Raw genomic sequence first — 23,960 nt, 5'->3', positions numbered from 1 at the left:
TCAGAACTTGGTCGGAACCGGTTTGAACTGCGTCGAGATGATCTCGGCAGCGGGCCCAAGGTCCTTCATGCCGCCGGCCTTGGCCATGTCGAGCGCGAGCTGGAGCTGCTCCGCGATCTTCGGCCCATCCATGCTGCCGTCGGTTTCCAGCTTCATGATCGTGTTCTCATATTCCAGCGCGGCGATCTCGGCGGGAATTTCATAGAGTTCGGTGATCAGCTTGACGGAAGCATCCTTGTTGGCACGCATGAACATCAGCGCGCCATAGAGCGCATTCAGCGTCTTCTGCACCAACTGCGGTTTCTCCTGCACGTATTTGTCGAGCGCGATCCAGCCGGCGGCGAGGTTCGGCGGCACTTCCTTGGAGAAGTCGAGGACGGTGCGCGCTTCGCCCGATTTGGAGATCTGGAAACTCAGCGGCGAATAAACGACGGCAGCGTCGACATTGCCGGCGAGCAGGTTCGGTACCAGGCCGCCGCCGCCGACGGGGACGCGGGTAAATTCGATCTTCTTGTCCTGCTGGGTCCACAACGCCAGCAGGTCGGAGCCGGAGCCGGCGGAAGTGATGGCGACCTTCTTGCCGTTCAGGTCCTTCACCCCAAGCGTCGATTTCGAAAGCGTCATCAACTGCCAGCCGTAATAGCCCGTGGCGGCGCTCGCCAGCACCTTGGAATTCACGCCCTTCTTGCGCCCGGCCGATACCAGCGAGGTCGCATCGAGAATGACGTCGGCGGCGCCCGCTGCCATTGCCTCGAAGGTCTCGGCGCCGCCGCGATAGATCGTAAGTTCCGCGGAGATGCCTTCCTTCTCGAACAGTTTTTGGCGCACCGCGGTTTCCGCGATCGTCGTCGGCCAGTAGGTTTTCGTCGGAAGCCCGATGCGGACGGTATCGGCAGCTTGCACCGTGCCTGATGCGCTTAGCACGGCGGCGGCGGCAATCGTTCCCAATATGTGGCGTCGCGTGATTTCCATTGTGACGTTCCCTTTGTTTTCTTGATTTGATCTGGTCTTCGAACGGTCGATCAGACAGTGTCGCCACCTCCGAACGTAGCGAGCTCGACGAGGTGCATGGTCGTCATGAAATGCTTCGAGAGCGCCCCGACCGCGGCATCGGCATCGCGCTTGAGCACGGCACGCACGATTGCCGCGTGTTCGGCCCCGACGTCGCGTGTGTGTTCGGTGTTGCGCCGGATCGCAAGCCTTCGATAGCGCTCGCTCTGCTCGTGCAATACGTCGCGGAAGCCGAGCAGCCATTGCGAGCCGCAGGCGTTCACCAGCGTGCGATGGAAGATGCGGTGCCGCACCACCCATTCCTCGTAATGATGGGTCGGGTCGTCGGGGTAGGTGTAGGGCACGGCGCAGAGGGCTGCGAAAGATTTCTCGACCGAGGCAAGCCATGCCGCGTCGCCGCGCTCGATCGAGCGGCGCAGCGCCAGACCTTCGATATCGACGCGGGTCTGCGTCACGTCCCTGAGGTCGGCGGGCGATACCGGGCTGACACGAAAGCCGCGCTGGTCGGACGCTTGCACCAAACCATCCGCGACCAGCCGTGACAGTGCCTCGCGCACCGCGGCGAGGCTGACCGAAAACTGCTTGGCGAGTCCGGCGATATGCAGCTTCTGGCCGGGCAGGAGCCGGGTCGAGAGAATATCCGCGCGCAGCCGTTCCTGAACGGCGGAGGTCAGGCTTCGCGGCCGTTCGTCGGCGAGGCGCTCGCCAAAACTCAACCCGATACTGCTCATGGCGGGCAGCTTGGCGCGAGTAGATGAGATCGTCAATCGAAAATCGATTTTTCTGCTAAGTCGCTGTCTATCCGTTATTTTCTTCTCCGCCTGTTCGCTTTAGGCCTACGAGCCCCGATTATCTCGCGACGAGCCGGATCAAAATCATCGTGACACCGCCCTACGCTTGGTTTAGATAGTTCGCATGCGAAATAAATTCGCTTCATCGATATGAGCCCGCGTCGCGAGCACCGGTTGGTGTTCCTGCTCAACGTCGCGCAGCGCCGGCTGCAGCGCTGGATGGCGGCGCGGAGGCAGAATAGCGGCGTGACTGCCACGCAGGTCGGCTTGCTGTTTATCCTGGGCCAGCGCGACGGCGTGCTGATGGGCGAGGCGGGTGCGGCGCTTGATCTAGGCGCGCCCGGCATCAGCGGATTGGTGGACCGGATGACGGCGGCGAACCTCATCGAGCGGCGGGCCGATCCGGATGACGGGCGCGCGTGGCGTCTCTGGTTGACGCCGGCTGGCCGCACAGCGATGGCTCAGTCGAAAGCGGGGCTCGCCGAGGTCAATGCGCGGCTCACGGAAGGATTTACCGAAGCCGAGATCGATGTCGTCGCGCGCTGGCTCACCACAATGCAAAGCAGATTTCCCAGAGGAGAAGACGAATGACCGAGCATATCAAGATCGAGAAGAGCGACGGGATTTTGAGCCTGACGATGGCTCGGCCCGACAAGAAAAACGCACTTACGAATGCGATGTACGGCGCGCTGGCGGATGCGATCGAGGCTGCAGAGACCGATCCTTCCGTGCGCGTGCTGCTGATCCGCGGCGAGGGCGACATGTTCACCGCCGGCAACGACGTCGGCGAGTTTGCAGCCATTGCGACCGGCGCACTTCAGGGCGAGCGGCATGTCGGCCGCTTCCTGCAGGCGCTTGCACATTCGAGCCGCCCGCTGGTCGCAGCCGTACAGGGGCGCGCCGTTGGCATCGGCACCACGATGCTCCTGCATTGCGATCTCGTCGTGCTGGCGGAGAATGCCCTGCTGTCGACGCCGTTCGTCAATCTCGCGCTGGTGCCGGAAGCCGCCTCCAGCCTGTTGATGCCGCTCCGCATCGGCTATGCCCGCGCCTTCGAGATGTTCGCGCTCGGCGAGGCGGTCGATGCCAAATCCGCATTCGCCTGGGGACTTGCCAACCGTGTGGTGCCGCTCGACAAGCTCGATGCGGAAGCGAAGGCTTTCGCGTCCCGTCTGGCGAAACAGCCGGCGGGCGCCGTCAGCACGACCAAACAGCTGATGCGCAATCCGGAACTTCTGATGGCGCAGATCAAGGCGGAGAGCGAGCAGTTCGCGGCTCGCCTGAAGACGATGGAGGCGCGAGAGGCCTTTGTCGCGTTCGCCGAGCGCCGGCCGCCGGACTTTTTGAAACTGGCCAGCTAGCCGGCGCCGGCTGCAATTGAAGATCGTTTTTCCCCGCCTGCGACTGCGAGGCAATTGACCGCCCGTGGCGGCCCAGCTACCTCTTTGGGCCGCCTGCGGGGGAAACAAATGAACAAGAATAATGAAGCTTCCGAATTCGACTACGTCATCGTCGGCGCCGGATCGGCCGGATGCGTGCTCGCCAATCGCCTGAGCGCCGACGGCAAGCATTCCGTGTTGCTGCTGGAGGCCGGACCGAAGGATACCAATCTCTGGATCCACGTGCCGCTCGGCTACGGAAAACTGTTCAAGGAAAAATCCGTCAATTGGATGTACCAGACCGAGCCGGAACCGGGTCTGCACGGGAGGCAGGTGTTCCAGCCGCGCGGGAAGGTGCTTGGTGGGTCCAGCTCGATCAACGGCCTGCTCTATGTGCGCGGCCAGCATGAGGATTACGATCGCTGGCGGCAGCGCGGCAATGCCGGCTGGGGCTATGACGACGTGCTGCCCTATTTCAAGAAGGCCGAGAACCAGCAGCGTGGCGCCGACAAATATCACGGCACCGATGGGCCGCTGCCGGTATCCGACTGGCGGCATCACGATCCGTTGTCGGAAGCGTTTGTCGTCGCCGCCGCCGAGACCGGCATTCCGACCAACCCCGATTTCAACGGCGCGACCCAGGAGGGCGCGGGATTTTTCCAGACCACGACAAGGCGCGGCCGTCGTGCCAGCACGGCGTTCTCCTATCTTCGTCCCGCCAGGAAGCGGCCCAACCTGCACATCGAGACTTCGGCGCTGGCGCAGCGCCTCCTGTTCGAAGGCCGCCGCGCCAAGGCGGTCGAATACAAGCAGGAAGGCCGCGTGCGCACGGCGCGCGCGCGAAAGGAAATTCTGGTCTCCAGCGGCGCATATAATTCGCCGCAACTGCTGCAGCTCTCCGGTGTCGGACCGGCGGATCTCCTGAGGCAGCACGGCATCGAGGTCGTGCTCGACGCGCCGGGCGTCGGCAACGATCTGCAGGACCACATGCAGGTCCGCCTGATCACGCGCTGTTCGCAAAAATGCACGCTCAACGATGTCGTCAACAACCCGATCCGCAAGATGATGGCCGGCATTCAGTACGCCGCCTTGCGCAAGGGACCGCTGACGATCGCGGCCGGCACGTCGGGGGCTTTCTTCAAGACCAGCCCGCGGCTGGCGTCACCCGACATTCAGATCCACTTCCTGCCGTTCTCGACCGACAAGATGGGCGAGAAGCTGCATGCGCTTTCCGGCTTCACCGCTTCCGTCTGCCAGTTACGCCCCGAAAGCCGCGGCTCGCTGCGTATCAGGAGCGCGGACCCTTCGGTGCCGCCGCAAATCCGCATCAATTACCTCGCCACCGAAACCGATCGCCGCGCTTTCATCGACGGCATCCGCATCCTGCGCAAGATCCTCGCAGCACCTGCGCTGAAGGCTTACGCGGTCTCGGAAGTCGATCCGGGTTCGAAGGTACAGAGCGACGACGAACTGCTGGACTTCTGCCGCCGCACCGGCAGTACGGTCTATCACCCGACCTCGACCTGCCGGATGGGCAGCGACGACCTCGCGGTCGTCGACCAGCGGCTTCGCGTGCGCGGCATCGAGGGCTTGCGCGTGGTCGACGCCTCGATCATGCCCGACCTGATGTCGGGCAATACCAATGCGCCGACCATCATGATCGCGGAGAAGGCGTCCGACATGATTTTGGAGGATGCGCGGTAGTTAGGCGTACGCCGATGTCATCATCCGCGGAAGGCGGATGATCCAGTACGCCGTGAACTCTCGATTCTAACGTAAGGCGGTGGTTACTGGATGCCCCGCCTTCGCGGGGCATGACGGCGGGGCTTTCGTTATCCCCTGTACGCCCGCACCCGCTCGAGCATCTGCTCGACATGGGCGATCGGGGTTTCCGGCTGGATGCCGTGGCCGAGGTTGAAGATCAATCGTCCCGCTGCGTAGTTCGCCAGCACGTCGTCGACGGCGCGGTCGAGTGCAGCGCCGCCTGCGATCAACGCCAGGGGGTCGAGATTACCCTGCACGGCGACGCGGTTTTGCACGCGCTCGCGGATCAAGGACGGCTCGGCCGCCCAGTCGATGCTGACGGCATTGACGCCGGTCGCTTCGACATAGGCCGGGAGCAGCGCGCCGGCGCCGCGGGGAAAGCCGATGATCTTGGCATCCGGTACTTGCGCGCGCACGCCGGCAACGATGCGTTTCGCCGGGTCGATCGACCAGCGCTCGAATTCGCGCGGCGGCAGCACGCCGGCCCAGGTGTCGAAGATCTGCAAGCAATCGGCGCCGGCCTTGAGCTGGCCGAGCAGATACTGGATTGAATTCTCCACCAGCACGTCGATGATTTCAGCGAACGCCTCGGGATGACGATAGGCCATCATCCGCGCCGGCGCCTGGTCCGGCGTGCCCTGTCCCGCAACCATGTACGTTGCGACCGTCCACGGCGCGCCGCAGAAGCCGATCAGCGCGATCTCAGGTGCGAGCTCGCGTTTCACGCGGCGTAGCGCTTCATAGACAGGTTCGAGCTTGGTGAAATCGGCATGACGCGCGAGCGCCGCCGCTTGCTCCGGAGTATCGAGCGGATCGAGCCGCGGACCTTCGCCGGCCTCGAAGCGCACGGAGCGGCCGAGTGCATAGGGAACGACGAGAATGTCGGAGAAGATGATCGCCGCATCGAAGTTGAAACGGCGGATCGGCTGCAGCGTTACCTCGGCGGCATGCTCCGGCGTAAAGCACAGGTCGAGAAAGCTTCCCGCCTTGGCGCGCAGCTCGCGATATTCTGGCAGATAGCGACCGGCCTGTCGCATCATCCATACCGGCGGCACCTTCTGCCTGTGGCCGGAGAGCACTTCGATAAAAGGTTTCACGGCTGATTTCTGGGACAAAACGTAGATTCCTGCGGGCGCGGCTGATGCGCCTCTGATACACGCAGGTTCCCTCGAGGCCAAGGACGGATACCGAGGGCGAACGTGGAACCGGCATAAAACGGGGCCGTTATCTCATTCATGGAGGTACCTATGGCCCAGAAGTTCAATCCTGCTGCGCATGACAAGCACGCCGACGATCCCCGCGAAGCGCTGAAGGCCGACCGGGAAATCCAGGAAAAGCTCGAGGCCGGGCTGGTCGACACGTTTCCGGCATCAGATCCCGTGAGCGCTGCACAACCGGCGCCATCGAAAGCCGATCACGAACATGAGAAACCATCGCTGTGGCACAAGGTTCGTGCCGTTTTCCGCTAATGCAAAACGACAACGCTAATCCATTTCGCACTGGCAAACGGCCTCCCCAAGGGAGGCCGTTTCTGCTTAATAATGCGGCGGTGGCTCGTTCGCCGGGCCGGGCAAGTTGCTTTCGGCTTCCCGCAGCCGCTCCTTCAGTTCGGCCAATTGGCGCGTCAACACATCGATCTGGTGCCACTGTGCGGTGATCGTCTGGTTCAGCACCTCGATCGTGTCCTCCTGGAACGTCGCCCGCACTTCCAGTGCGTCGATGCGCTCGCTCAGTGCGGTGACGTCATTCATGGGCGCCATCGTTCCCTTGTCGCTGCCGCAGGCCGTGGCCCAGCGCCACGCGTTCGTCGAACACGAAGCATTCGCCGCGCCAGCGGCTTTCATTCTCCGGTACGCCCTCGAGGTAGCGGAGAATGCCGCCCTTGAGATGATAGACCTCGTCAAATCCGTGCGCCAGCAGATAGGCGCTCGCCTTCTCGCATCGGATACCGCCGGTGCAGAACATTGCAATCCGCTTGTGCTTCGCCGGATCGAGCTTCTGCGCGGCGAATTCCTTGAACTGCCCAAAGCTCTTGATGCCGGGGTCGAGCGCGCCTTCGAAGGTCCCCATCGCCACCTCGAACACGTTGCGGGTATCGATGACCAGCGTGTCGGGCGCTGCGATCAGCTCATTCCAGTCTGACGGCTCGACATAGGTGCCGACCTGTCGGGTCGGATCGACCGCAGTATCTCCGAGCGTGACGATTTCCTTCTTCAGCCGGATCTTCAGCCGCCGAAACGGCATCTCGGAAGCGGTCGAAAACTTGAGTTCGAGATTGCCGAGCCGGCCGTTGAAAAGGGCGCCGTGCTGCAATTCGCCGACGAACGCGTCGATGCTCGCATCTCCGCCCGCAACCGTGCCGTTGATGCCCTCATGCGCCAGCAGCACGCTGCCCTTCAGCCCAAGGCCTGCAGCAAACGAGCGCAGCGGTTCGCGCAGCTCCCGGAAGTCCGGCAGCGCGGCGAATTGATAGAAGGCGGCGACTTTGAGTGGCATGGCGACCGTTTATCAGGCGGGCCGGGCAGGGGAAACCCCATGGTCGTCCCTGCGTTCGCATGCGTTCGCAGGGACGACATTGGGGTATGGCTGGCATGCCAGCCATTGCCCTGCCGGGGATGAATATGCCAAAGAACCGTCTGTAAACCCGCCCGATGCTCCCGCGGGATGCTCAAGAAACGCTGCAAAGAAAGCAACTCGCGATGAGGAATTTCCATTTCGCCGGCCGCTCCACGGTCCATGCCCAGAACGCGATGGTGGCGACGTCGCATCCGGAGGCCGCATTGGCCGCAATCGACGTGATGCGGGCGGGCGGCACGGCGGCGGACGCCGCGGTTGCGGCCTGCGCGCTGCTCGGCGTCATCGAGCCGCAATCGACCGGTATCGGGGGCGATTGCTTCGCGCTGATCCAGCCCAGGGGCGAGGGCAAGATCGTTGCCTATAACGGCTCCGGCCGCGCGCCGATGGCGGCCAAGGCCGAATGGTACCTCGAACGCAAGATCCATTCGGTACCGCTGACCTCGGCACATGCGGTGAGCATTCCCGGCGCGATCGACGCCTGGGATACGATCCTGCGTGACCATGGCAAGATGGGGCTCGACACGCTTCTGCAGCCGGCGATCAAGGCCGCCGAGGAAGGCTATGTCGTCGCGCCGCGCATCGCCTTCGACTGGAAGAACCAGTTCGAAAAGCTGAAGAACGGCACCAACACCGAGCGCTATCTCTTGCCGCATGGCAAGCCAGCCATCGCCGGCGACGTGATCCACCAGCCCGAACTGGGCAAGACCTTGCGCGCCATCGCCAAGAACGGCCGCGATGCGTTTTATACCGGAGAGATCGCTGCCGACATGGTGGAAACCCTGCGCGGCATCGGTGGCCTCCACACGTTGGAGGATTTCGCCGCACATTCGACCGAGACGACGTCCCCGATCGGCACGATGTACAAGGGCCACGATGTCTGGCAGTGCCCGCCGAACGGTCCTGGTATCACCATGCTGGTGATGCTGAATATCCTTTCCCGCTTCGATCTGACGAAGTTTCCCGCGCTCAGTGTCGAGCGCTTTCATCTCGAGGCGGAGGCCGCGCGCATTGCCTACATGATGCGCGAGCAGCACATCGCCGATCCCCAACATGTCCATGTCGACGTCGCTGGCATCCTCGCAAAGGAGTTCGCCGACGAGCACATCAAGAACATCAGGATGGACCGGCTGCTCGATCTGCCGAACGTCGCGCCGCCGATGAATCCGTCCACCGTCTACATCACCGTGGTCGACAAGGACCGCAACGTCTGCTCGTTCATCAACTCGATCGCGCATTCGTTCGGCTCGGCGATCGTTTCCAACAAGACCGGCATCCTGATGCAGAATCGCGCCGGCGGTTTCCGGATCCAGCCCGGCCATCCCAACTGCATCGCGCCGGGCAAGCGGCCGCTGCACACCATCATCCCCTCGCTCGCCACCAAAAACGGCCGCGCGGTGATGCCGTTCGGCGTGATGGGCGGGCAATATCAGCCGGTGGGACAGACGCATGTGCTGACCAATATTCTGGATTATGGTTGCGATGTGCAGGAAGCCATCGATATGCCGCGCGGCCTGCACTACGAGGGTGTCTACCAACTCGAGGACAGCGTGCCGGCCGAGATCGTCGAGGGCCTGAAGAAGATCGGCCACAAGACCACCAGCGTGGTCGGTCCGCTCGGCGGCGGCCAGGCGATCTGGATCGATTGGGACAAGGGCACGCTGACCGGAGGTTCCGATCCCCGCAAGGACGGTTGCGCGCTCGGCTACTGAGCGTCTATAGCGTTTTCGAGCGAAGTGGATACCGGTTCGCGTGAAGAAAACGCGTCAAGACAAAAGACTAGGGCCCGGTTCTGATTCAATCAGAACCGATAAGGCTCTAGAAGCTCCGTCTCTCCAGAAAGAGGTTCAATAGATGCGCTTCTCGCGACGCACGATCTTCCGGACCGCATTTGCCGCCATGGCGGCCGCGATTTCCACGCCCGCTGCCATCAGGATGGCATCGGCCCAGACCGCAGGAAAACCCATGACCACAGCTTCAGGCTTGCAGATCATTGACAGCAAGGTCGGCACCGGCGCCTCGCCCAAGACCGGCCAGACCTGCGTCATGCATTACACCGGCTGGCTCTACGAGAACGGCCAGAAGGGCAAGAAGTTCGATTCCTCCGTCGACCGTAACGAGCCGTTCGAGTTCAAGATCGGCCAGCGCCAGGTGATTGCCGGCTGGGACGAAGGCGTCGCGTCGATGAACGTCGGCGGCAAGCGCACGCTGATCATTCCGCCCGCGCTTGGCTATGGCGCGCGGGGTGCCGGCGGCGTCATTCCGCCGAACGCGACGCTGATGTTCGACGTCGAATTGCTGGCGGTGAAGTAACCGCACACTACGAGAGAGCGGATCGTGAAGGTCTCGATCCTGGATGTGATGTCCAGGCGGCGTTGAATGGGCGGGGTACGCTCGGCCATGACGAAAGCCGGGGCGCCTATGCGCCGCCGGCTCCCTTAATCTTCTGGTTTGCGGCCCCGGTTTTCGATACCGTTCGGGACAAGCGATATTTCGAGAAGGCGCCCCATGACCGGCACGCATGACCACACTCATTCGCACCACTCCCATGATCACGATGAGCGCTGGAAGCATGATGGCGTCCGCGTCATTCCCGGCAATCAGCTCGATCCCAACGTGCCCTCGACCGCAGGCATGGACCGCAAGGCCGCGATCAATTTCGCCCGCGTCGGCGCGCAGAAATTGTGGGCGGGCACGGTGACGATCCGGCCCGATGCCAAGACTGGCGCGCATCACCACGGCCATCTCGAAAGCATCATCTATGTCGTGAAGGGCAAGGCGCGGATGCGCTGGGGCGAACATCTGCAGTTCACCGCCGAGGCCGGCCCCGGAGATTTCATCTTCGTGCCGCCCTACGTGCCGCACCAGGAGATCAATGCCAGCCGCGACGAGGTGCTGGAATGCGTGCTGGTGCGCTCCGACGGCGAGGCGGTGGCGATCAATCTCGACATCGAGCCGGTGGAAAAGCCGGAGACCGTGCTGTGGGTCGATCCGGTGCACCGGGATCCCGCCGAGAAGAAGTAAAAACAACAAACGCCGTCGTCGTGCGGATGTCGCGGGGGAAATCCCATGAAGCTTGTTCGCTACGAAAGCGCAGGCCATGTCGCCACCATCACGATGGACCGCACGTCGGCGCATAACGCGCTCAACAATGCGTTATGTGACGAACTGCGCGAGGCCTGGCTCCGCTTTCACGAAAGCGACGACCGCGTCGCGGTGCTCGCGTCGTCCGAAGAAAAATACTTTTCGGTCGGCGCCGACGTCAGGGATCTCCCCGTCAACATGTGGCACGCAGTGCCCGGCTTGGGCGTCGAACTCGACAAGCCCGTCATCGCCGCGACGTCGGGATGGGTCGTCGGCGGCGCATTCGTGCTGGTGCAGATGGCCGACATGTGCGTGGCCTCGGAGACGACGCGGTTCATCTACCCCGAGGGCAAGATCGGCACCACCGCCGGCGGCGTCTCTTCGGTGATGGCGCGCATGCCGCACAAGATTGCCATGGAATTTCTGCTGGTCGGCGAGGAAATGTCGGCGGAGCGGGCCTATCAGATCGGTTTCGTCAACAAGGTCGCGCCGAAGGGGCAGCATGTCGTGCTCGCCCAGGAGATGGCTGCAAAGATTGCCGCCAACGCGCCCCTGGTGGTTCGAGCCCTGAAGAAGCTCGCGCGCGATGCGATGCCGAAGGGGCCACTTGAGACGGTCGCCGAGGTGCGCCGGCTGCTCGACGTCGTGCGCGACAGCGACGACCTCAAGGAAGGCGTCAAGGCGTTCGCCGAAAAGCGCAAGCCTGACTTCAAAGGCAGGTAGGCAGGCCGCGGGGGCCCGCGCATTCGTGCACGACCCGTCTGATCGCGCGATCGTGTTCGACCGGCGGAGTGCGTGCCTGCTCACTCACACAGCGTCGAAGGCTACTTCTCGATCCTCAGGCGCGGCATCAACGGCACCTATCACCACGTCCGCGAGGCTCACTTGAAGCGCTATCTCGCGGAATTCTATTTCCGTTACACCTACCGCATGAAGCTTGGCTACACCGATGGCATGCGCGCCGACAAAGCGATGCAGGGAATCGTTGGCAAGCGGTTGATATATCGCAGACCTAGTGAAGCCGAAGTCGCCTAAGCAATTGGCTCTTAAGTTCCTTCGCTGACGTCGTCTTCGTCGTCAGAAATGAAACGGAAAGCGGCTTGTCGAGGCGCTGGGATAAAATCCAGAACCTCGGCAATTTTGTATTCATTTTTATAGTTGCCGCCGGCGGTTCTTTTTTCTGTTACGAGCATCCTAACACGCCAAGTATCTGCCAGCCCGACTGAACCTCGCGCGCGCACCTGTTTCGCTATTTCTGTCTCGCTAATATCGACCGAGATCGTTTTATCTCCATATCGGAACCGCCAAATGTGGGCCTTAGGTTCAAAATCCGGGCGGCTAACTTGAAGGTGCGCAACGATAGGCTGCGGTTCAAACGTTTCCTCTTCCTGTGCCTGTAATTCAGCACGACCAGAAATGATCGCGTCGGCATCACTCTTAGTTATGACCTCTCCCCTTGAAGCGCTCTCTGGATTGAACTGGAGAGTGTCGATACCTTGGCGCCTTAAGGGCGAGACTACTTTTGCCGCATAGTCTCGGATTACTGGATCTTCCCCAAGAAGATAGACGTTCTGGTTGACGACAATAGAATGACCGTCACCGTCGCCCTTAAACTTGATTGCAACAGTACCTTGAGAATCACTGGTCGAAAGAGTTGTTTCATCAGTGACAGGAACAACGCTCTCAATCTCCTTACCCTTTCGCCGGGCAAGATAAGCGAAGAGACCGATTGCCGTGGTTGGCAATCCAATCAGCCCGAGCCAACCCGCTATCGTTTGAGCATTCTTCAGCGCTTTTTCATCCGTCAGGAACGAGCCGATCGTTGCCAAGATCGATTGCACCAATTCCAGATTTACCTGGAAACACTTGTGCTCAAAGTCTGATTGAACGATCAGATTAACTTTGGAGGCGTCGCCGTTAAGTGAGGCGTTAGCCCGCTTAATCAACTCTCCTAGTGCTAGGAGAGCGGGCGCAAGATCAGCAACATCCATCCCGTGCTCAGAGAGCGCAGGCCCATCGTACCGCAACTGGAAAGATACTTTTGACATCCATCAGCCCCGGCTCAATCTTTGATCATCAAACCGGCGCACACACAACCTAGTCTTTCGTGTGAGCCTTTTTGGGCCTGACGGCTTTCCGCTTCGCCAACTTGGCAGGCGACTTGTGCGGCTTCGGAGGCATCTTGAGCATCCGCTTCAAGATCTCATCACGGGTTGGCGAATCGGCGACGTCAGCGCTGCGCTGACGCTGAGTCTTGATTCTGGTCAAGATTTAAAAGATTCCCAACCCCATGAATTTATTGGCGTTGTTGCCTTGCATTGGAGTCACGCCTTGCGCCATGTTGCAAGGGTTAGAGCGGCACAATGCTTCACGCCCTGCGAAGGAAGAAGCACCGTGCCTGCACCCTAGCTGGCGATCCCGTCCGGTTGGAAGGGGACCGACCACCCCGCGTCATAGTCGGGGCTTGGAGCAAGAGCCGTCTCGGGTCCATCCGGGGCGGCTCTTGTGCTTCTAGGACAGTTTGTCCCTGAATCGTGTACACCCTATGCACAAAACGTTAGGCCTCAAAGACCTTTGTTGCCAATGTGGCAACACTTTTGATGTTGTCACCTGACAAATTTTCGAGAACCCGAATCAACCACCCTGTCACGGCCTGACGGCTATGTCCGGAACGTTTTCGGTACGTCAAGTATAGCGGGGGGTACGCGTTTCTGAGCGGCCAGGCAGGACAAGAGCGCCAAGCGCGTCTTCACGCAGGAAGTGCGTTCCGTCGGAACAGCAGGCCGGGATGGCGCTGACCAGTTTGGCCATGACGAACCGAGGTAGCCTCCCAAAAAAATTGAAAATGGGTGTCGGATCGAGCGGCGCCCGCTCGTCCTCGGCCTGAACCCCGCGAAAAGGAGCCCATCATGGCTAAAATGATCTTCGTCAATCTGCCTGTCAGCGATCTCGCCCGCTCGACCGCCTTCTATCAGGCAATCGGCGGCGAAAAGAATCCGCAATTCTGCGATGATACGGCGTCCTGCATGGTGTTCTCCGAGACCATCTACGTCATGCTGCTGACGCACGACAAGTACCGCCAGTTCACCCCGAAGAAGATTGCCGATGCCAAGGCCACCAGCCAGGTTCTGATTTGTCTTTCTGCCGATAGCCGCGACGCGGTCGACGACATGGTCGGCAAAGCGCAAGGCGCGGGCGGTGGCGCCGATCCGGGCCCGAAGCAGGATTACGGCTTCATGTACGGCCGCAGTTTTGAAGATCCCGACGGTCACCATTGGGAAGTGATGTGGATGGATGTCGCGGCCGCAACCGCTGCGCAATCCGCCACGGCCGCCGCCTGATATGAACGCAAATCGGGTGGGCAAAGCGATAGCGTGCCCACCATTTACCATTCGCGATACACGGAGAGATGGTGGGCACGGCGCAAGCGCGCCTTTGCCCCTACCTTTGTCAGACCTCATCCTGAGGAGCGCGCGTCTCGAAGGATGAATGGTACCGGCAGGGCCTCGTGGTTCGAGATGGCGCTAAGGCGCCTCCTCACCAGGAGGATTTGATGTTGCTGCGCTCTAATAACTGATCCTCAACCCAAGGCCGGGCATCCGCACGCCTCCGGCGGCCGGGCCCGGTCCGAACGCTGCGCCGATCAACGACCTGGCCGGACAGCGCTTGAACCGGATGCCGCGTGCTCGGCAACGTGCTGCTGGGGAGCCCGGCTTACTCGCCCCCTGGTTGGTGATTGCGAGATCGAAACGCTTCGATGCGATGGACATGAACATCCAGAGCCATCACACTCAATTTTCGCCGCAATGTCAGTCAGTCCCTGATCCCGTCCCAAATCGTCCGTGAAGCCAGCAACCCGATCATTTTCTGTTCTGCCTGATTCGGTGATGCGCACGGGCATCACCGCGGGACTTCTTTTTGTTCTTGCGCACTTTGCGATGCTGATCGGCGTCACCACGCCGGAGAAATTCTATTTCGACGAGGTGCATTACGTCCCGGCGGCGCGCCAGATGCTCGAGCCGGCGATGCGAGAGCCGATGCTCAACCCGATGCATCCGCCACTCGGCAAACAGCTCATCGCGCTGTCGATCCATTCATTCGGTGACGGGCCGTTGGGTTGGCGCTATCCTGGAATTCTGTTCGGATCGCTTGCCGTTGTTGCGGTGTATCTATGCGGCCTGGCGCTGTTCGCAGCCCAGGGTCCGGCCATCGCGGCGAGCCTGCTTGCCTTTTTCAACCAGATGCTGTTCGTGCAATCGCGGATCGCGATGCTGGATATTTTTGCGCTCGCGTTCAGCCTGTTCGCTATCGCGGCGTTCGTGCATGGCTTTCGAAGGGAGCGGCCGCATCTGTGGTTCGCGCTTGCCGGGATCGGCTTTGGCCTGTCGGCCGGCTGCAAATGGAGCGGGCTGTTTGCGCTCGCGGTCTGCATCATCATCGTCGCCGTGATCCGCTTGATGCAAAGCTGGCGCACTCAATTTGCGGATGCCCGGCCGGAGGATTGGTATCGGCCCGGTCTCTGGCCCGATTTCAGGTGGTGGCATTTCGCCATCTGCTTTGTGCTGGTTCCGGTGAGCGTCTATCTCGCGACCTTCATTCCGCTCTACGGACTGTCGGTTGCGAATATCGTGGACGCGCAACGGCGGATCCTCAGCGACAACACCACGACCGCAATCGCGGGGCACACCTATATGAGTTCATGGCCGTCCTGGCCGTTCCTGGTTCGCCCCGTCTGGTACCTCTTCGACAAGGTCGACGAAGACCGTATCGCCGCCGTGGTCCTCCTCGGCAATCCTCTGATCCTGTGGCCGGCGTTGATTGCGGTCGCGATCTGCCTGCGCGACTGGATCGCTACGCGGCGGCTCGATGCCTTCCTGATACTGGCATTCTATTTCGGCCCATACCTCGCATGGGCGTTGCTGCCGCGAACGCTCGGCTTCATCTATTACTACCTGCCGGCAGCCACCACGGCGAGCTTTGCACTGGTGTATGCCTTGAAACGCCGCAGCATGCCCGGTTGGGTGCTATGGGCCTATGTTGCAATCGGCTTTGCCGGCTTTGCCGCAATGTTGCCGATCTCGGCCGCGTTCATAGGTACTTCGATGGCGACGTTCAGCCGCCTGATGATCTTCCAGAACTGGATTTGAGGCGGCACCTCTTCCGCTTGCGAAGGAGGGGTGACCGCCTGCCGCTGGCGGCAGGCGGATCGGCTTTCAAGACCTTACCTTTCAGAACCTCACTTGGCAGCGGTCTTGCTATCCATGTTGACGACCTGAACGCGGCGGTTGGTGGGGTCCATCGGCGCGTTCACATCCTTCGGCCTGGTCTCGCCGTACCCGACCGTCACGAGATTGGAACCGGCGATGCCGTACTTCTCGGTCAGGTACTTCTTGATCGTATCGGCGCGGCGTTCGGAGAGATCCTGGTTGTAAGCCTCACCGCCGATCGCGTCGGTGTGACCGGCGACCACGAAGGTCGAACCCTTCAGGCTCGAATCGGAGAGCGCCTTGCCGAGCTCCTGCACCGCGGAAACCGAGTTCTTGCTGATGTCGGCCGAATTGTAGTCGAATTGAATTTCGAGATCGATCTTCGGCTTGCTCGCGGCAAGTTCCGCGATTTCCTGGCGCTCGCCGAGCGACAGCGACCGGGTCTTGCGGTTGCGCAGGGTGTCGACGAAGCTGACTTCCTTGGCCTTTGCGGCAGCGTCCACCGGCTGCTGCGGGCCGGTCGAGAGGCCGCGGGTCACGCCCGGCTTCGGCTTCAGGGCGTCCAGGATCTTGTCGGCCGAGACGGCGTCGCCGGCGACAGCGATGCCTGCCGTCATCGACAGCGCAGCGCCGATAGTCGTGATCGAAAGAAAGCGGGTCATTGTCTTAGTCCTCAGTTGTTAACGCCTGCAAACTGGCGTGCATGACGTTTTGATGCAGCGACGATAGGACGGGTTCAAAACCGGCAATGTGATACAAGTCACATTGGGAAAGGCCGGCCTTCGCAAGGAACGGACTTTTCAATAGGCGCTCCAAGGCGTTGAAGGCCGGGCATGGCATCTTGCTTGCCGCCGTGTCGTCGGCGGATTTGATTCGTTCGACCTTCCTTGCGTGATTTGAATCACGCGTTCGATTGGGCGGATTAGGTCGCGGACCGTTTCCAGAGACAACACCCGGAAACGTACCGACCTCGACCGTCCGCCGGTGCCCCAACGTCGAACGTCGCCTGACCGGAGCCGACTCCGGCATCGACGCTTGCGGCAAGTCGATCGGGACCACGCGCGCTGGACGGCCATCCAGGCATGGCGGGCCAACGCGCTGCAGTACGTAACTTTACGGTGCGCGCTGCATATCATTCGGCAGGTGAGTCATTTCCCGTTCCTCGCACAGAAAAAAGTGGATCGTCGCGCCAGCGCCGATCTGTGGACAACAAATCGGCCAGATGCGTCTCTAGCAAAACGACTCACAAAAAAATCGGAAGAAGAATTCGTTCGGGACAACCAAACGGGCGGGGCGGGTGTTACAATCAGTCAAGCGTCAGCGTGAGTACCTGGGTTATCGCACCAGCGCATCGGAGCCAGCCGGTTCCAGAAGTTCAATGCCAACACTGATCGGCGCGGCGATGATCGCCGCTGCAATCTTGCTGTCGACGCTGATCAACTCGCTCGGCAGCCGCTATGTCGGGTTCGAAAGCCCGACGGAAGAGAACGCGTGGCTGGTCGATCGCCTCACCGGCCACGTCTACAAATGCCATGCGCCCCAGCCCGGCCGCGCCTCCTGCGAGGCCGAGATCGCAACCGGCAGCGTCGGAGAGCAGCAGAAGCCGTGAGGTGAGTTCGCGGCGCGAGGCGGCGGTCAAGGAACCCGGGGACTCCCTCCGCGCGCGAATCCCGCTACATTGCCGCGCGATGCCCCGCGCGACTGAACCCCGTCCCCTGACCAAGCTTGAGGCCCGGCGAATCTGGCTGCATGCCCAGCGGCTCGATACCAGCGAGCCGTTCGGCGCCGGACCGCAGGCCGTCGCGGCTGCGGTGGACCATCTCGGCTATGTCCAGATCGACACCATCCACGTCATCGAGCGGTGCCATCACCACATTCTCTATAGCCGCATTCCCGCTTACGCACGCGCCGACCTGCGCCAGGCGCAGAGCGTGGACAAAAGCGTGTTCGAATACTGGACCCACGCCCTGTCCTATGTACCGGCGAAGGATTTTCGCTTCTTCGTTCCGGCGATGCGAGAGCACCGGCGCGACGGCCACAGATGGTTTGCTTCCGTCAAGCCGGAGGACACCCGCAAGGTGATGCGGCTGTTGCGGCGCGACGGCGCACTGACCATCCGCGATATCGACGACGACGTTCTGACCGAGAAGGAACATCTCTGGCAGAGCCGCAAACCCTCGAAACGGGCGCTGCAGCTTGCCTTCTACACCGGCGAAGTGACGATCTCCGAACGCACCGGCATGCTCAAGACCTATGAGCTGATGACGCGGCATTTCGGTTGGGACAAGCCGCCAAAGCCGGCCCCCTCGGCGGAGATCACCGCCTACCTGCTCGACCGCGCGCTTCGCTCCCAAGGCGTCGTCAGCCTCGATTCCGTCTGCCATCTCGATGCGCCGAGCAAGCCGGCGGTGCGGCGCCTGATCGAGGCGCGGGTGCGGCGCAAGGAGCTGGTGCCGGTTGCGCTCGAAGGCGCCGGCAAGCAGGAGCACTGGACGCGGCCCGAAGTGCTCGATGCGGATGGGGCGGTGCCGGGAGGCGAGGGCGATGGCCCGGTGCACATCCTCTCGCCGTTCGATCCCCTGATCATCCAGCGCAAGCGCACCGAACTGTTCTTCGATTACGGCCACCGCTTCGAGGCCTATGTGCCGAAGGAGAAGCGTTTCTTCGGCTATTTCGCACTTCCGGTGCTGGTCGGTGAAGACATCGTTGCCGCCGTCGATCTCAAAACCGACCGCCAGAACAAGAAACTCCTGATGCAGAAATGGAGCTGGGTCGGCAAGGGCGCCGCGAGGGCGCCGCGCAAGGATTACAAGCGCCGCATCGAGGAGGAGCTGGATCGCTTCGAGCGGTTTCAGTTGGGCGAGTAAGGTTTCCGTCCGGGAACCCGGCAACGGCGGGTTTGTTGATGCCATGTAGCGAACCACTGGGAGGCGGGCATGGGCAAGGACAAATCGATTCTGGAGAAATTCACCGAGACGGTGAAGGACATTGCGAACACAGCGACAGAAGCCGCTAGCCAGGCGCTGAAGCCGGACGAACGAAGCTTGAAGGTCGACGAACGCGCGGCCGCCTATATCCCGCTCGCTGCCGATGGCTTGGTTTCCGATCCTCTGATGGTGCCACCCGTTGCCGCGCCTGAACGGCAGAAGCGGGCTGGCAAGAAACGACGAGGCGCGCCGGCGGCCACGGCGAGGAAGGGCGGAGCCGTGAAAGTTCGAGTTGCCAAGACCCGAGTTGCCAAGACCCGAGCTGCCAAGACCCGAGTTGCCAGGACTCGAGTTGCCAAGACTCGAGCCGCACAGGCGCGGAGCACCAAGAAGACGGCGAAGAGGTCGGCCGCAAGGAAATCGAGCAGCCAGAAATCAAGGCCGGCGAGTAAGGCCGCGAGAAGCGCGAAGAAAGCCCCCGCAAAGAAGTCTCGCAAGAAAGCTCGACGCGCCTGATGCGCGGCCGGCGGGAGGCAAAAGCCGCATGGTCGAATGGAGGGAACGCTCCAATCCGGGGAGACTCACTTGCATCGAGCCCTACCCGAGCTTCGCTGCGCCGTCCGGGCTCCGACCGGGCCGGTCCGATGGGCAATTTTCTTGAAGGCAATTAACCCACTTTCGCTTCACGAATTCATGATCGCTGACGAATATTGACATTCGTCAGTCGCCATTCAATACTCTTCATCGGAGTCCGCGATGGAGAGTTTCGATGTTCGCCCGGTCTATTTTCGCTAGCTATTACAGGCTCTTGACGGGAGCTCTGTTGGCGTTTGCGGTGTTCGTGTTGGCAGGCTGTAACGAAAAGGCGGCCGAAACGGCCGCCCCCGGACGTCCGGTTCTGGTCGCCACCGTGCACTATGCACCCGAGACGCCGGAGCGCAGTTTTGTTGGCACCATCCGGCCCCGGATCGAGACCGATATGGGTTTCCGCGTTCCCGGCAAGGTTGCCCGGCGTCTGGTCGAGGTCGGTCAGACCGTGGACGTCGGTCAGCCGCTCGCGACCCTCGATGAGGTCGATCTGAAGCTGCAGGCCGAGCAGGCCGAGGCCGAATTCCGCGCCGCTACCGGCGTGCTGGCGCAGGCCGGTGCTGCCGAGCAGCGTGCCAAGGATCTGCGCGCCAAGGGCTGGACCACGGATGCGCAGATGGATCAGAGCCGCGCCGCCGCCGATGAAGCCCGCGCGCGCCTCAATCGCGCCGAGCGGCAGGTCGAGCTCACCAAGAATTCGCTGTCGTATGCCACGCTGGTCGCCGATACCCGCGGCGTCGTCACCGCAACTCTGATCGACCCCGGCCAGGTCGTCGCCGCGGGCCAGACCGCGGTCCGCGTCGCGCGCTTTGGCGAGAAGGAGGCCGTGGTCGCGATCCCCGAAACGCTGGTCGACCGCGCCAAGTCCGGCACCGCTACCGTGACGCTGTGGTCGGATTCGGAAAAGAAATATGCCGCGAAGCTGCGCGAGATCGCCCCTTCCGCAGATCCCGCGACGCGGACCTACCTCGCCAAGTTCTCGCTGCCCGAGGCTGACGACAAGGTTTCGCTCGGCATGACTGCCACGCTGACGCTGGCCGATGCCGCCAGCGAGCGCGTGGCAAAACTGCCGCTGTCGGCGCTGTTCAGCCAGGGCAGCAATCCCTCGCTCTATATCGTCGACGATGCCGGTGCGATCGCACTGAAGCCGGTCGTCGTGAAATCCTATGAGAGCAATGCCGTTGTGATTTCAGGCGGCGTCAATGAGGGCGCCAAGGTGGTTGCGCTCGGCGTGCAGAAGCTCGATCCGGCCCAAAAAGTCCGGGTGGTCTCGTCCCTGTCGTTCTAGCCCGTCAATTAACCGGCGCCGTCATTGCGAGCGAAGCGAAGCAATCCATGTCACGGCGCGGGGAAAGAATGGATTGCTTCGTCGCGGAGCCTGTCATCGGGCGCACATTTCGCGCGACCCGTTGGCTCCTCGCAATGACGGCGAGTTTGCAAATAGATTTCGAAGTTGGAGAGTGACATGAAGCGCTTCAATCTCTCGGGCTGGGCGGTGAGCCATCCGACCCTGATCCTGTTCCTGATGATCGCGCTCGGCGTCGCCGGCTTCTTCTCCTATGAGCGGCTCGGCCGCGCCGAGGACCCGTTCTTCACCGTGAAGGTGGTGAACGTTTCGGCGATCTGGCCGGGCGCGACGGCGCAGGAAATGCAGACCCAGGTCGCGGACCCCATCGAGAAGAAGCTGCAGGAACTGCCGTTCTTCGAGAAGGTGCAGACCTATTCCAAGCCGTCGTTCACGGCGCTCCAGGTGACGTTCAAGGACTCCACCCCGCCGAAGGACGTGCCCTACCTGTTTTATCTGCTGCGCAAGAAGCTGGTGGACGTGCAAGGCCAACTGCCCGCAGGCCTGCTCGGCCCGAACGTCAACGACGAATTCTCCGACGTCGATTCCATTCTTTACATGATGACCGGCGACGGCGCCGACTATGCGCAACTGAAGAAGACCGCCGAGGGCATGCGCCAGCGCCTGTTGAAGGTTTCCGGCGTCACCAAGGTCAATCTCTACGGTACCCAGGACGAGCGCATCTTCGTCGAATTCTCCCACGCCAAGCTCGCAACGCTCGGCATCACGCCGCAGGCACTGTTCGATTCGCTCGCCAAGCAGAACAACGTTACGCCGGCGGGCACGGTGGAGACCTCCTCGCAGCGCGTGCCGCTGCGCGTCACCGGCGCGCTCGACGGCGCCAAGGCGGTCGCAGAAACCCCGGTCGAGAGCAACGGCCGCGTGTTCCGGCTTGGCGATATCGCAACCGTCACCCACGGCTTCGTCGATCCCCCGACCTTCGTCGCCCGCCAGGAAGGCAAGCCTGCGATCGGCATTGGCGTCGTCACCACCAAGGGCGCCAACATCCTCGAGCTCGGCAAGGATGTCGAGAAGGCAACTAACGATTTCATGAAAGCCGTGCCGCAGGGCATCGAGGTCGAGCAGATCGCCGACCAGCCAAAAGTGGTCGAGCGCGCGGTCGGCGAGTTCGTCCATTCCTTCATCGAGGCCTTGGCGATCGTGCTGTTCGTCTCGTTCGTAGCGCTAGGCTGGCGCACCGGCATCGTCGTGGCGATGTCTGTGCCGCTGGTGCTCGCGATCGTATTCATCGTCATGAATGCGATGTCGATCGACCTGCACCGCATCACGCTCGGCGCGCTGATCATCGCGCTCGGCCTTCTGGTCGACGACGCCATCATCGCGGTCGAGATGATGGTGGTGAAAATGGAACAGGGCTGGGACCGCGTCCGCGCGGCGTCCTTTGCCTGGGAATCAACTGCGTTTCCGATGCTCACGGGAACGCTGGTCACGGCCGCTGGCTTCCTCCCCATCGGCTTTGCCAATTCGGCGGTCGGCGAATATGCCGGCGGCATTTTCTGGATCGTGGCGATTTCGCTGGTCGCCTCCTGGTTCGTGGCGGTGATTTTCACGCCCTATATCGGCGTCAAGCTGTTGCCCAACATTGCCGTCCACCACAACCACGATCCGCACGCGATCTACGAGACGCGGATGTATCGGGGCTTGCGCGCCGTGATTCAGTGGTGCGTCGATCACCGTATCAAGGTGGTAGCAGCGACGGTCGGCGTGTTTGCGCTGTCGATCGTGGGCTTCGGCCAGGTGCAGCAGCAGTTCTTCCCGCTTTCCGAACGGCCTGAGCTGTTCCTGCAGCTACGCCTGCCGGAAGGTACCGCCTTCAACGTCACGGAAAAGTCCGTCAAGAAGGCCGAGGCGCTGTTGAAGGACGACAAGGATATCGCGACCTACACCGCCTATGTCGGTCAGGGTTCGCCACGCTTCTGGCTCGGCCTCAATCCGCAACTGCCGAACGAGGCTTTTGCCGAGATCGTGATCGTCTCCAAGGACGTCGAGGCCCGTGAGCGGATCAAGGCGCGGCTGGAGAAGGCGGTCGCCGAGGGCGAACTGTCCGAAGCGCGCGTTCGCGTCGACCGCTTCAATTTCGGCCCGCCGGTCGGTTTCCCCGTCCAGTTCCGCGTGATCGGCCCCGACGCCAATACCGTGCGCGACATCGCCTACAAGGTCCGCGATGTCATGAAGCAAAATCCCAATGTCGTGGAGCCGCAACTCGACTGGAACGAGCAGTCGCCTTACCTGAAGCTCGTGGTCGATCAGGACCGGGCGAGGGCGCTCGGCCTCACCCCGCAGGACGTCTCGCAGGCGCTTGCCATGCTGATCTCCGGCGCGCCGGTCACCACCATCCGCGACGGCATCGAGAAGGTCGGCGTGGTCGCGCGCGCGGTTCCGTCGGAGCGGCTGGACCTCGGCCGCGTCGGCGAGCTGACCGTGACGTCGCGCAACGGCGTCGCCGTGCCCCTGCAGCAGATTGCCAGGATCGAATATTCCCATGAGGAACCGATCATGTGGCGGCGCAATCGCGATATGGCGATCACAGTGCGGACCGACGTCGTCGACGGCGTGCAGGCGCCCGACGTCACCAACCAGATCTGGCCGAAGCTAACGGAAATCCGCAACCAGCTCGAGCCGGCCTACCGGATCGAGCCCGGCGGCGCGTTCGAGGAATCCGAAAAGGGCAATGCCTCGATCGCGTTGCTGTTTCCGCTGATGGCGCTGGTGATGCTCACCCTGCTGATGATCCAGTTGCAGAGCTTCTCGCGCCTGATCCTGGTGTTCCTGACCGCGCCGCTCGGCATCGTCGGCGCCTCGCTCGGTCTCAACATTGCCAACCAGCCGTTCGGCTTCGTGGCATTGCTCGGCCTGATCGCGCTGGCCGGCATGATCATGCGCAATGCCGTGATTCTGGTTGACCAGATCGAGGCCGACGTTTCCCAAGGCATGACGCGCAAGGAAGCCATCGTCGAAGCCACGGTCCGGCGGGCTCGCCCGGTGATCCTGACGGCGCTGGCGGCGATCCTGGCCATGATCCCGCTGTCCCGCTCCGCCTTCTGGGGACCGATGGCCATCACCATCATGGGCGGCTTGTTTGTTGCAACCTTCCTGACCTTGCTGTACCTGCCGGGCCTTTACGCCCTGTGGTTCAGGAAGAGCCTGGAAGAAAGCGGTCAGGCCGAGCAGCCTGATCTTGCGGCGCAGCATCAGGCCAAGGAGCATCCCAAGGGTCCGCACGCAATTCCGCTTGCCGACGCCGCAGAATAATTGAACATTGAGAGCTG

General features: G+C 62.0%; 23 protein-coding genes. 16 read left to right on the top strand and 7 right to left on the bottom strand.

What is annotated here, in order from left to right:
- Both LMTR13_RS32070 and LMTR13_RS32065 read right to left on the bottom strand, forming a co-directional pair.
- The gene (locus LMTR13_RS32070; protein WP_065731256.1) at positions 1–972 is read right to left on the bottom strand and encodes an ABC transporter substrate-binding protein; all 972 of its coding nucleotides are present in this window, start codon (positions 970–972) and stop codon (positions 1–3) included.
- 50 nt (positions 973–1,022) lie between these two features.
- Entirely contained in the window at positions 1,023–1,778 is a 756-nt protein-coding gene (locus LMTR13_RS32065) for a GntR family transcriptional regulator (protein ID WP_236843205.1), read from the bottom strand.
- 174 nt (positions 1,779–1,952) lie between these two features.
- Here LMTR13_RS32065 and LMTR13_RS32060 point away from each other — a divergent pair, with 174 nt between their 5' ends.
- The 3 genes from LMTR13_RS32060 to LMTR13_RS32050 all read left to right on the top strand — a co-directional run bounded on the left by LMTR13_RS32060 (position 1,953) and on the right by LMTR13_RS32050 (position 4,885).
- A complete protein-coding gene (locus LMTR13_RS32060; protein ID WP_065731254.1) occupies positions 1,953–2,393 on the top strand; it encodes a MarR family winged helix-turn-helix transcriptional regulator in 441 nt (146 codons plus the stop codon).
- On the top strand, positions 2,390–3,163 hold the full coding sequence (locus LMTR13_RS32055; protein WP_065731253.1) for an enoyl-CoA hydratase: 774 nt from the start codon (positions 2,390–2,392) through the stop codon (positions 3,161–3,163). The genes LMTR13_RS32060 and LMTR13_RS32055 overlap by 4 nt, the downstream gene beginning before the upstream one ends.
- Before the next feature lie 108 nt (positions 3,164–3,271).
- Positions 3,272–4,885: a GMC family oxidoreductase gene (locus tag LMTR13_RS32050; protein ID WP_065731252.1), complete on the top strand. Its 1,614-nt coding sequence runs from the start codon at positions 3,272–3,274 to the stop codon at positions 4,883–4,885.
- Positions 4,886–5,013: 128 nt separating this feature from the next.
- Here the strand turns inward: LMTR13_RS32050 and hemE are convergent, their stop codons facing one another.
- Positions 5,014–6,060, bottom strand: a complete 1,047-nt coding sequence (hemE, locus tag LMTR13_RS32045) for a uroporphyrinogen decarboxylase (RefSeq protein ID WP_083219312.1) — start codon at positions 6,058–6,060, stop codon at positions 5,014–5,016.
- Positions 6,061–6,192: 132 nt separating this feature from the next.
- Between hemE and LMTR13_RS32040 the strand changes: the two genes are divergently transcribed.
- Positions 6,193–6,414: a hypothetical protein gene (locus tag LMTR13_RS32040; RefSeq protein WP_065731251.1), complete on the top strand. Its 222-nt coding sequence runs from the start codon at positions 6,193–6,195 to the stop codon at positions 6,412–6,414.
- Between the two features lie 66 nt (positions 6,415–6,480).
- Here the strand turns inward: LMTR13_RS32040 and LMTR13_RS32035 are convergent, their stop codons facing one another.
- Both LMTR13_RS32035 and trhO read right to left on the bottom strand, forming a co-directional pair.
- Positions 6,481–6,696, bottom strand: a complete 216-nt coding sequence (locus LMTR13_RS32035; protein WP_065731250.1) for a SlyX family protein — start codon at positions 6,694–6,696, stop codon at positions 6,481–6,483.
- Positions 6,689–7,441, bottom strand: coding sequence for an oxygen-dependent tRNA uridine(34) hydroxylase TrhO (gene trhO / locus LMTR13_RS32030; protein ID WP_065731249.1), 753 nt, complete (start codon positions 7,439–7,441; stop codon positions 6,689–6,691). Before trhO ends, LMTR13_RS32035 begins: the two co-directional genes overlap by 8 nt.
- Before the next feature lie 203 nt (positions 7,442–7,644).
- Here trhO and ggt point away from each other — a divergent pair, with 203 nt between their 5' ends.
- From ggt to LMTR13_RS32005, 5 genes are all read left to right on the top strand, one after another.
- Complete coding sequence (gene ggt, locus LMTR13_RS32025; RefSeq protein ID WP_065733130.1) at positions 7,645–9,231, top strand: gamma-glutamyltransferase; 1,587 nt, start codon at positions 7,645–7,647, stop codon at positions 9,229–9,231.
- Between the two features lie 199 nt (positions 9,232–9,430).
- Positions 9,431–9,832, top strand: coding sequence for an FKBP-type peptidyl-prolyl cis-trans isomerase (locus LMTR13_RS32020; protein WP_236843515.1), 402 nt, complete (start codon positions 9,431–9,433; stop codon positions 9,830–9,832).
- 195 nt (positions 9,833–10,027) lie between these two features.
- Positions 10,028–10,543 carry a cupin domain-containing protein gene (locus LMTR13_RS32015; RefSeq protein ID WP_028349528.1) on the top strand — a complete coding sequence of 172 codons (516 nt, stop codon included), beginning with the start codon at positions 10,028–10,030 and terminating at the stop codon, positions 10,541–10,543.
- A gap of 45 nt (positions 10,544–10,588) precedes the next feature.
- On the top strand, positions 10,589–11,326 hold the full coding sequence (locus LMTR13_RS32010) for an enoyl-CoA hydratase/isomerase family protein (RefSeq protein ID WP_065731248.1): 738 nt from the start codon (positions 10,589–10,591) through the stop codon (positions 11,324–11,326).
- A 72-nt stretch (positions 11,327–11,398) separates the two neighbouring features.
- On the top strand, positions 11,399–11,638 hold the full coding sequence (locus LMTR13_RS32005) for a transposase (protein WP_065731247.1): 240 nt from the start codon (positions 11,399–11,401) through the stop codon (positions 11,636–11,638).
- Between the two features lie 11 nt (positions 11,639–11,649).
- On the opposite strand, the gene LMTR13_RS32000 is transcribed toward LMTR13_RS32005, so the two are convergent.
- Complete coding sequence (locus LMTR13_RS32000) at positions 11,650–12,651, bottom strand: LAPAL motif-containing putative phage structural protein (RefSeq protein WP_065731246.1); 1,002 nt, start codon at positions 12,649–12,651, stop codon at positions 11,650–11,652.
- Positions 12,652–13,512: 861 nt separating this feature from the next.
- Between LMTR13_RS32000 and LMTR13_RS31995 the strand changes: the two genes are divergently transcribed.
- Together LMTR13_RS31995 and LMTR13_RS31990 are read left to right on the top strand one after the other, a co-directional pair.
- Entirely contained in the window at positions 13,513–13,944 is a 432-nt protein-coding gene (locus tag LMTR13_RS31995) for a VOC family protein (protein WP_065731245.1), read from the top strand.
- A gap of 546 nt (positions 13,945–14,490) precedes the next feature.
- Positions 14,491–15,750, top strand: coding sequence for a phospholipid carrier-dependent glycosyltransferase (locus tag LMTR13_RS31990; RefSeq protein ID WP_065731244.1), 1,260 nt, complete (start codon positions 14,491–14,493; stop codon positions 15,748–15,750).
- Between the two features lie 89 nt (positions 15,751–15,839).
- Here LMTR13_RS31990 and LMTR13_RS31985 read toward each other — a convergent pair whose 3' ends face one another.
- Positions 15,840–16,472 carry an OmpA family protein gene (locus tag LMTR13_RS31985; RefSeq protein WP_065731243.1) on the bottom strand — a complete coding sequence of 211 codons (633 nt, stop codon included), beginning with the start codon at positions 16,470–16,472 and terminating at the stop codon, positions 15,840–15,842.
- A gap of 716 nt (positions 16,473–17,188) precedes the next feature.
- On the opposite strand from LMTR13_RS31985, the gene LMTR13_RS31980 reads away from it, so the two are divergent.
- From LMTR13_RS31980 to LMTR13_RS31960, 5 genes are all read left to right on the top strand, one after another.
- Positions 17,189–17,419 (top strand): hypothetical protein, encoded by a 231-nt coding sequence (locus LMTR13_RS31980; protein WP_065731242.1) that lies wholly within the window; start codon positions 17,189–17,191, stop codon positions 17,417–17,419.
- A gap of 79 nt (positions 17,420–17,498) precedes the next feature.
- A complete protein-coding gene (locus LMTR13_RS31975) occupies positions 17,499–18,677 on the top strand; it encodes a winged helix-turn-helix domain-containing protein (RefSeq protein WP_065731241.1) in 1,179 nt (392 codons plus the stop codon).
- A gap of 69 nt (positions 18,678–18,746) precedes the next feature.
- A complete protein-coding gene (locus LMTR13_RS31970; protein WP_065731240.1) occupies positions 18,747–19,253 on the top strand; it encodes a hypothetical protein in 507 nt (168 codons plus the stop codon).
- Between the two features lie 253 nt (positions 19,254–19,506).
- Positions 19,507–20,613: an efflux RND transporter periplasmic adaptor subunit gene (locus LMTR13_RS31965; RefSeq protein ID WP_065731239.1), complete on the top strand. Its 1,107-nt coding sequence runs from the start codon at positions 19,507–19,509 to the stop codon at positions 20,611–20,613.
- A gap of 177 nt (positions 20,614–20,790) precedes the next feature.
- Positions 20,791–23,943: an efflux RND transporter permease subunit gene (locus tag LMTR13_RS31960; RefSeq protein WP_065731238.1), complete on the top strand. Its 3,153-nt coding sequence runs from the start codon at positions 20,791–20,793 to the stop codon at positions 23,941–23,943.
- Positions 23,944–23,960: the final 17 nt, after the last annotated feature.

This window comes from Bradyrhizobium icense (genome assembly GCF_001693385.1).
Classification (GTDB): domain Bacteria; phylum Pseudomonadota; class Alphaproteobacteria; order Rhizobiales; family Xanthobacteraceae; genus Bradyrhizobium; species Bradyrhizobium icense.
This window is presented reverse-complemented; position numbering and strand designations above follow the sequence as displayed.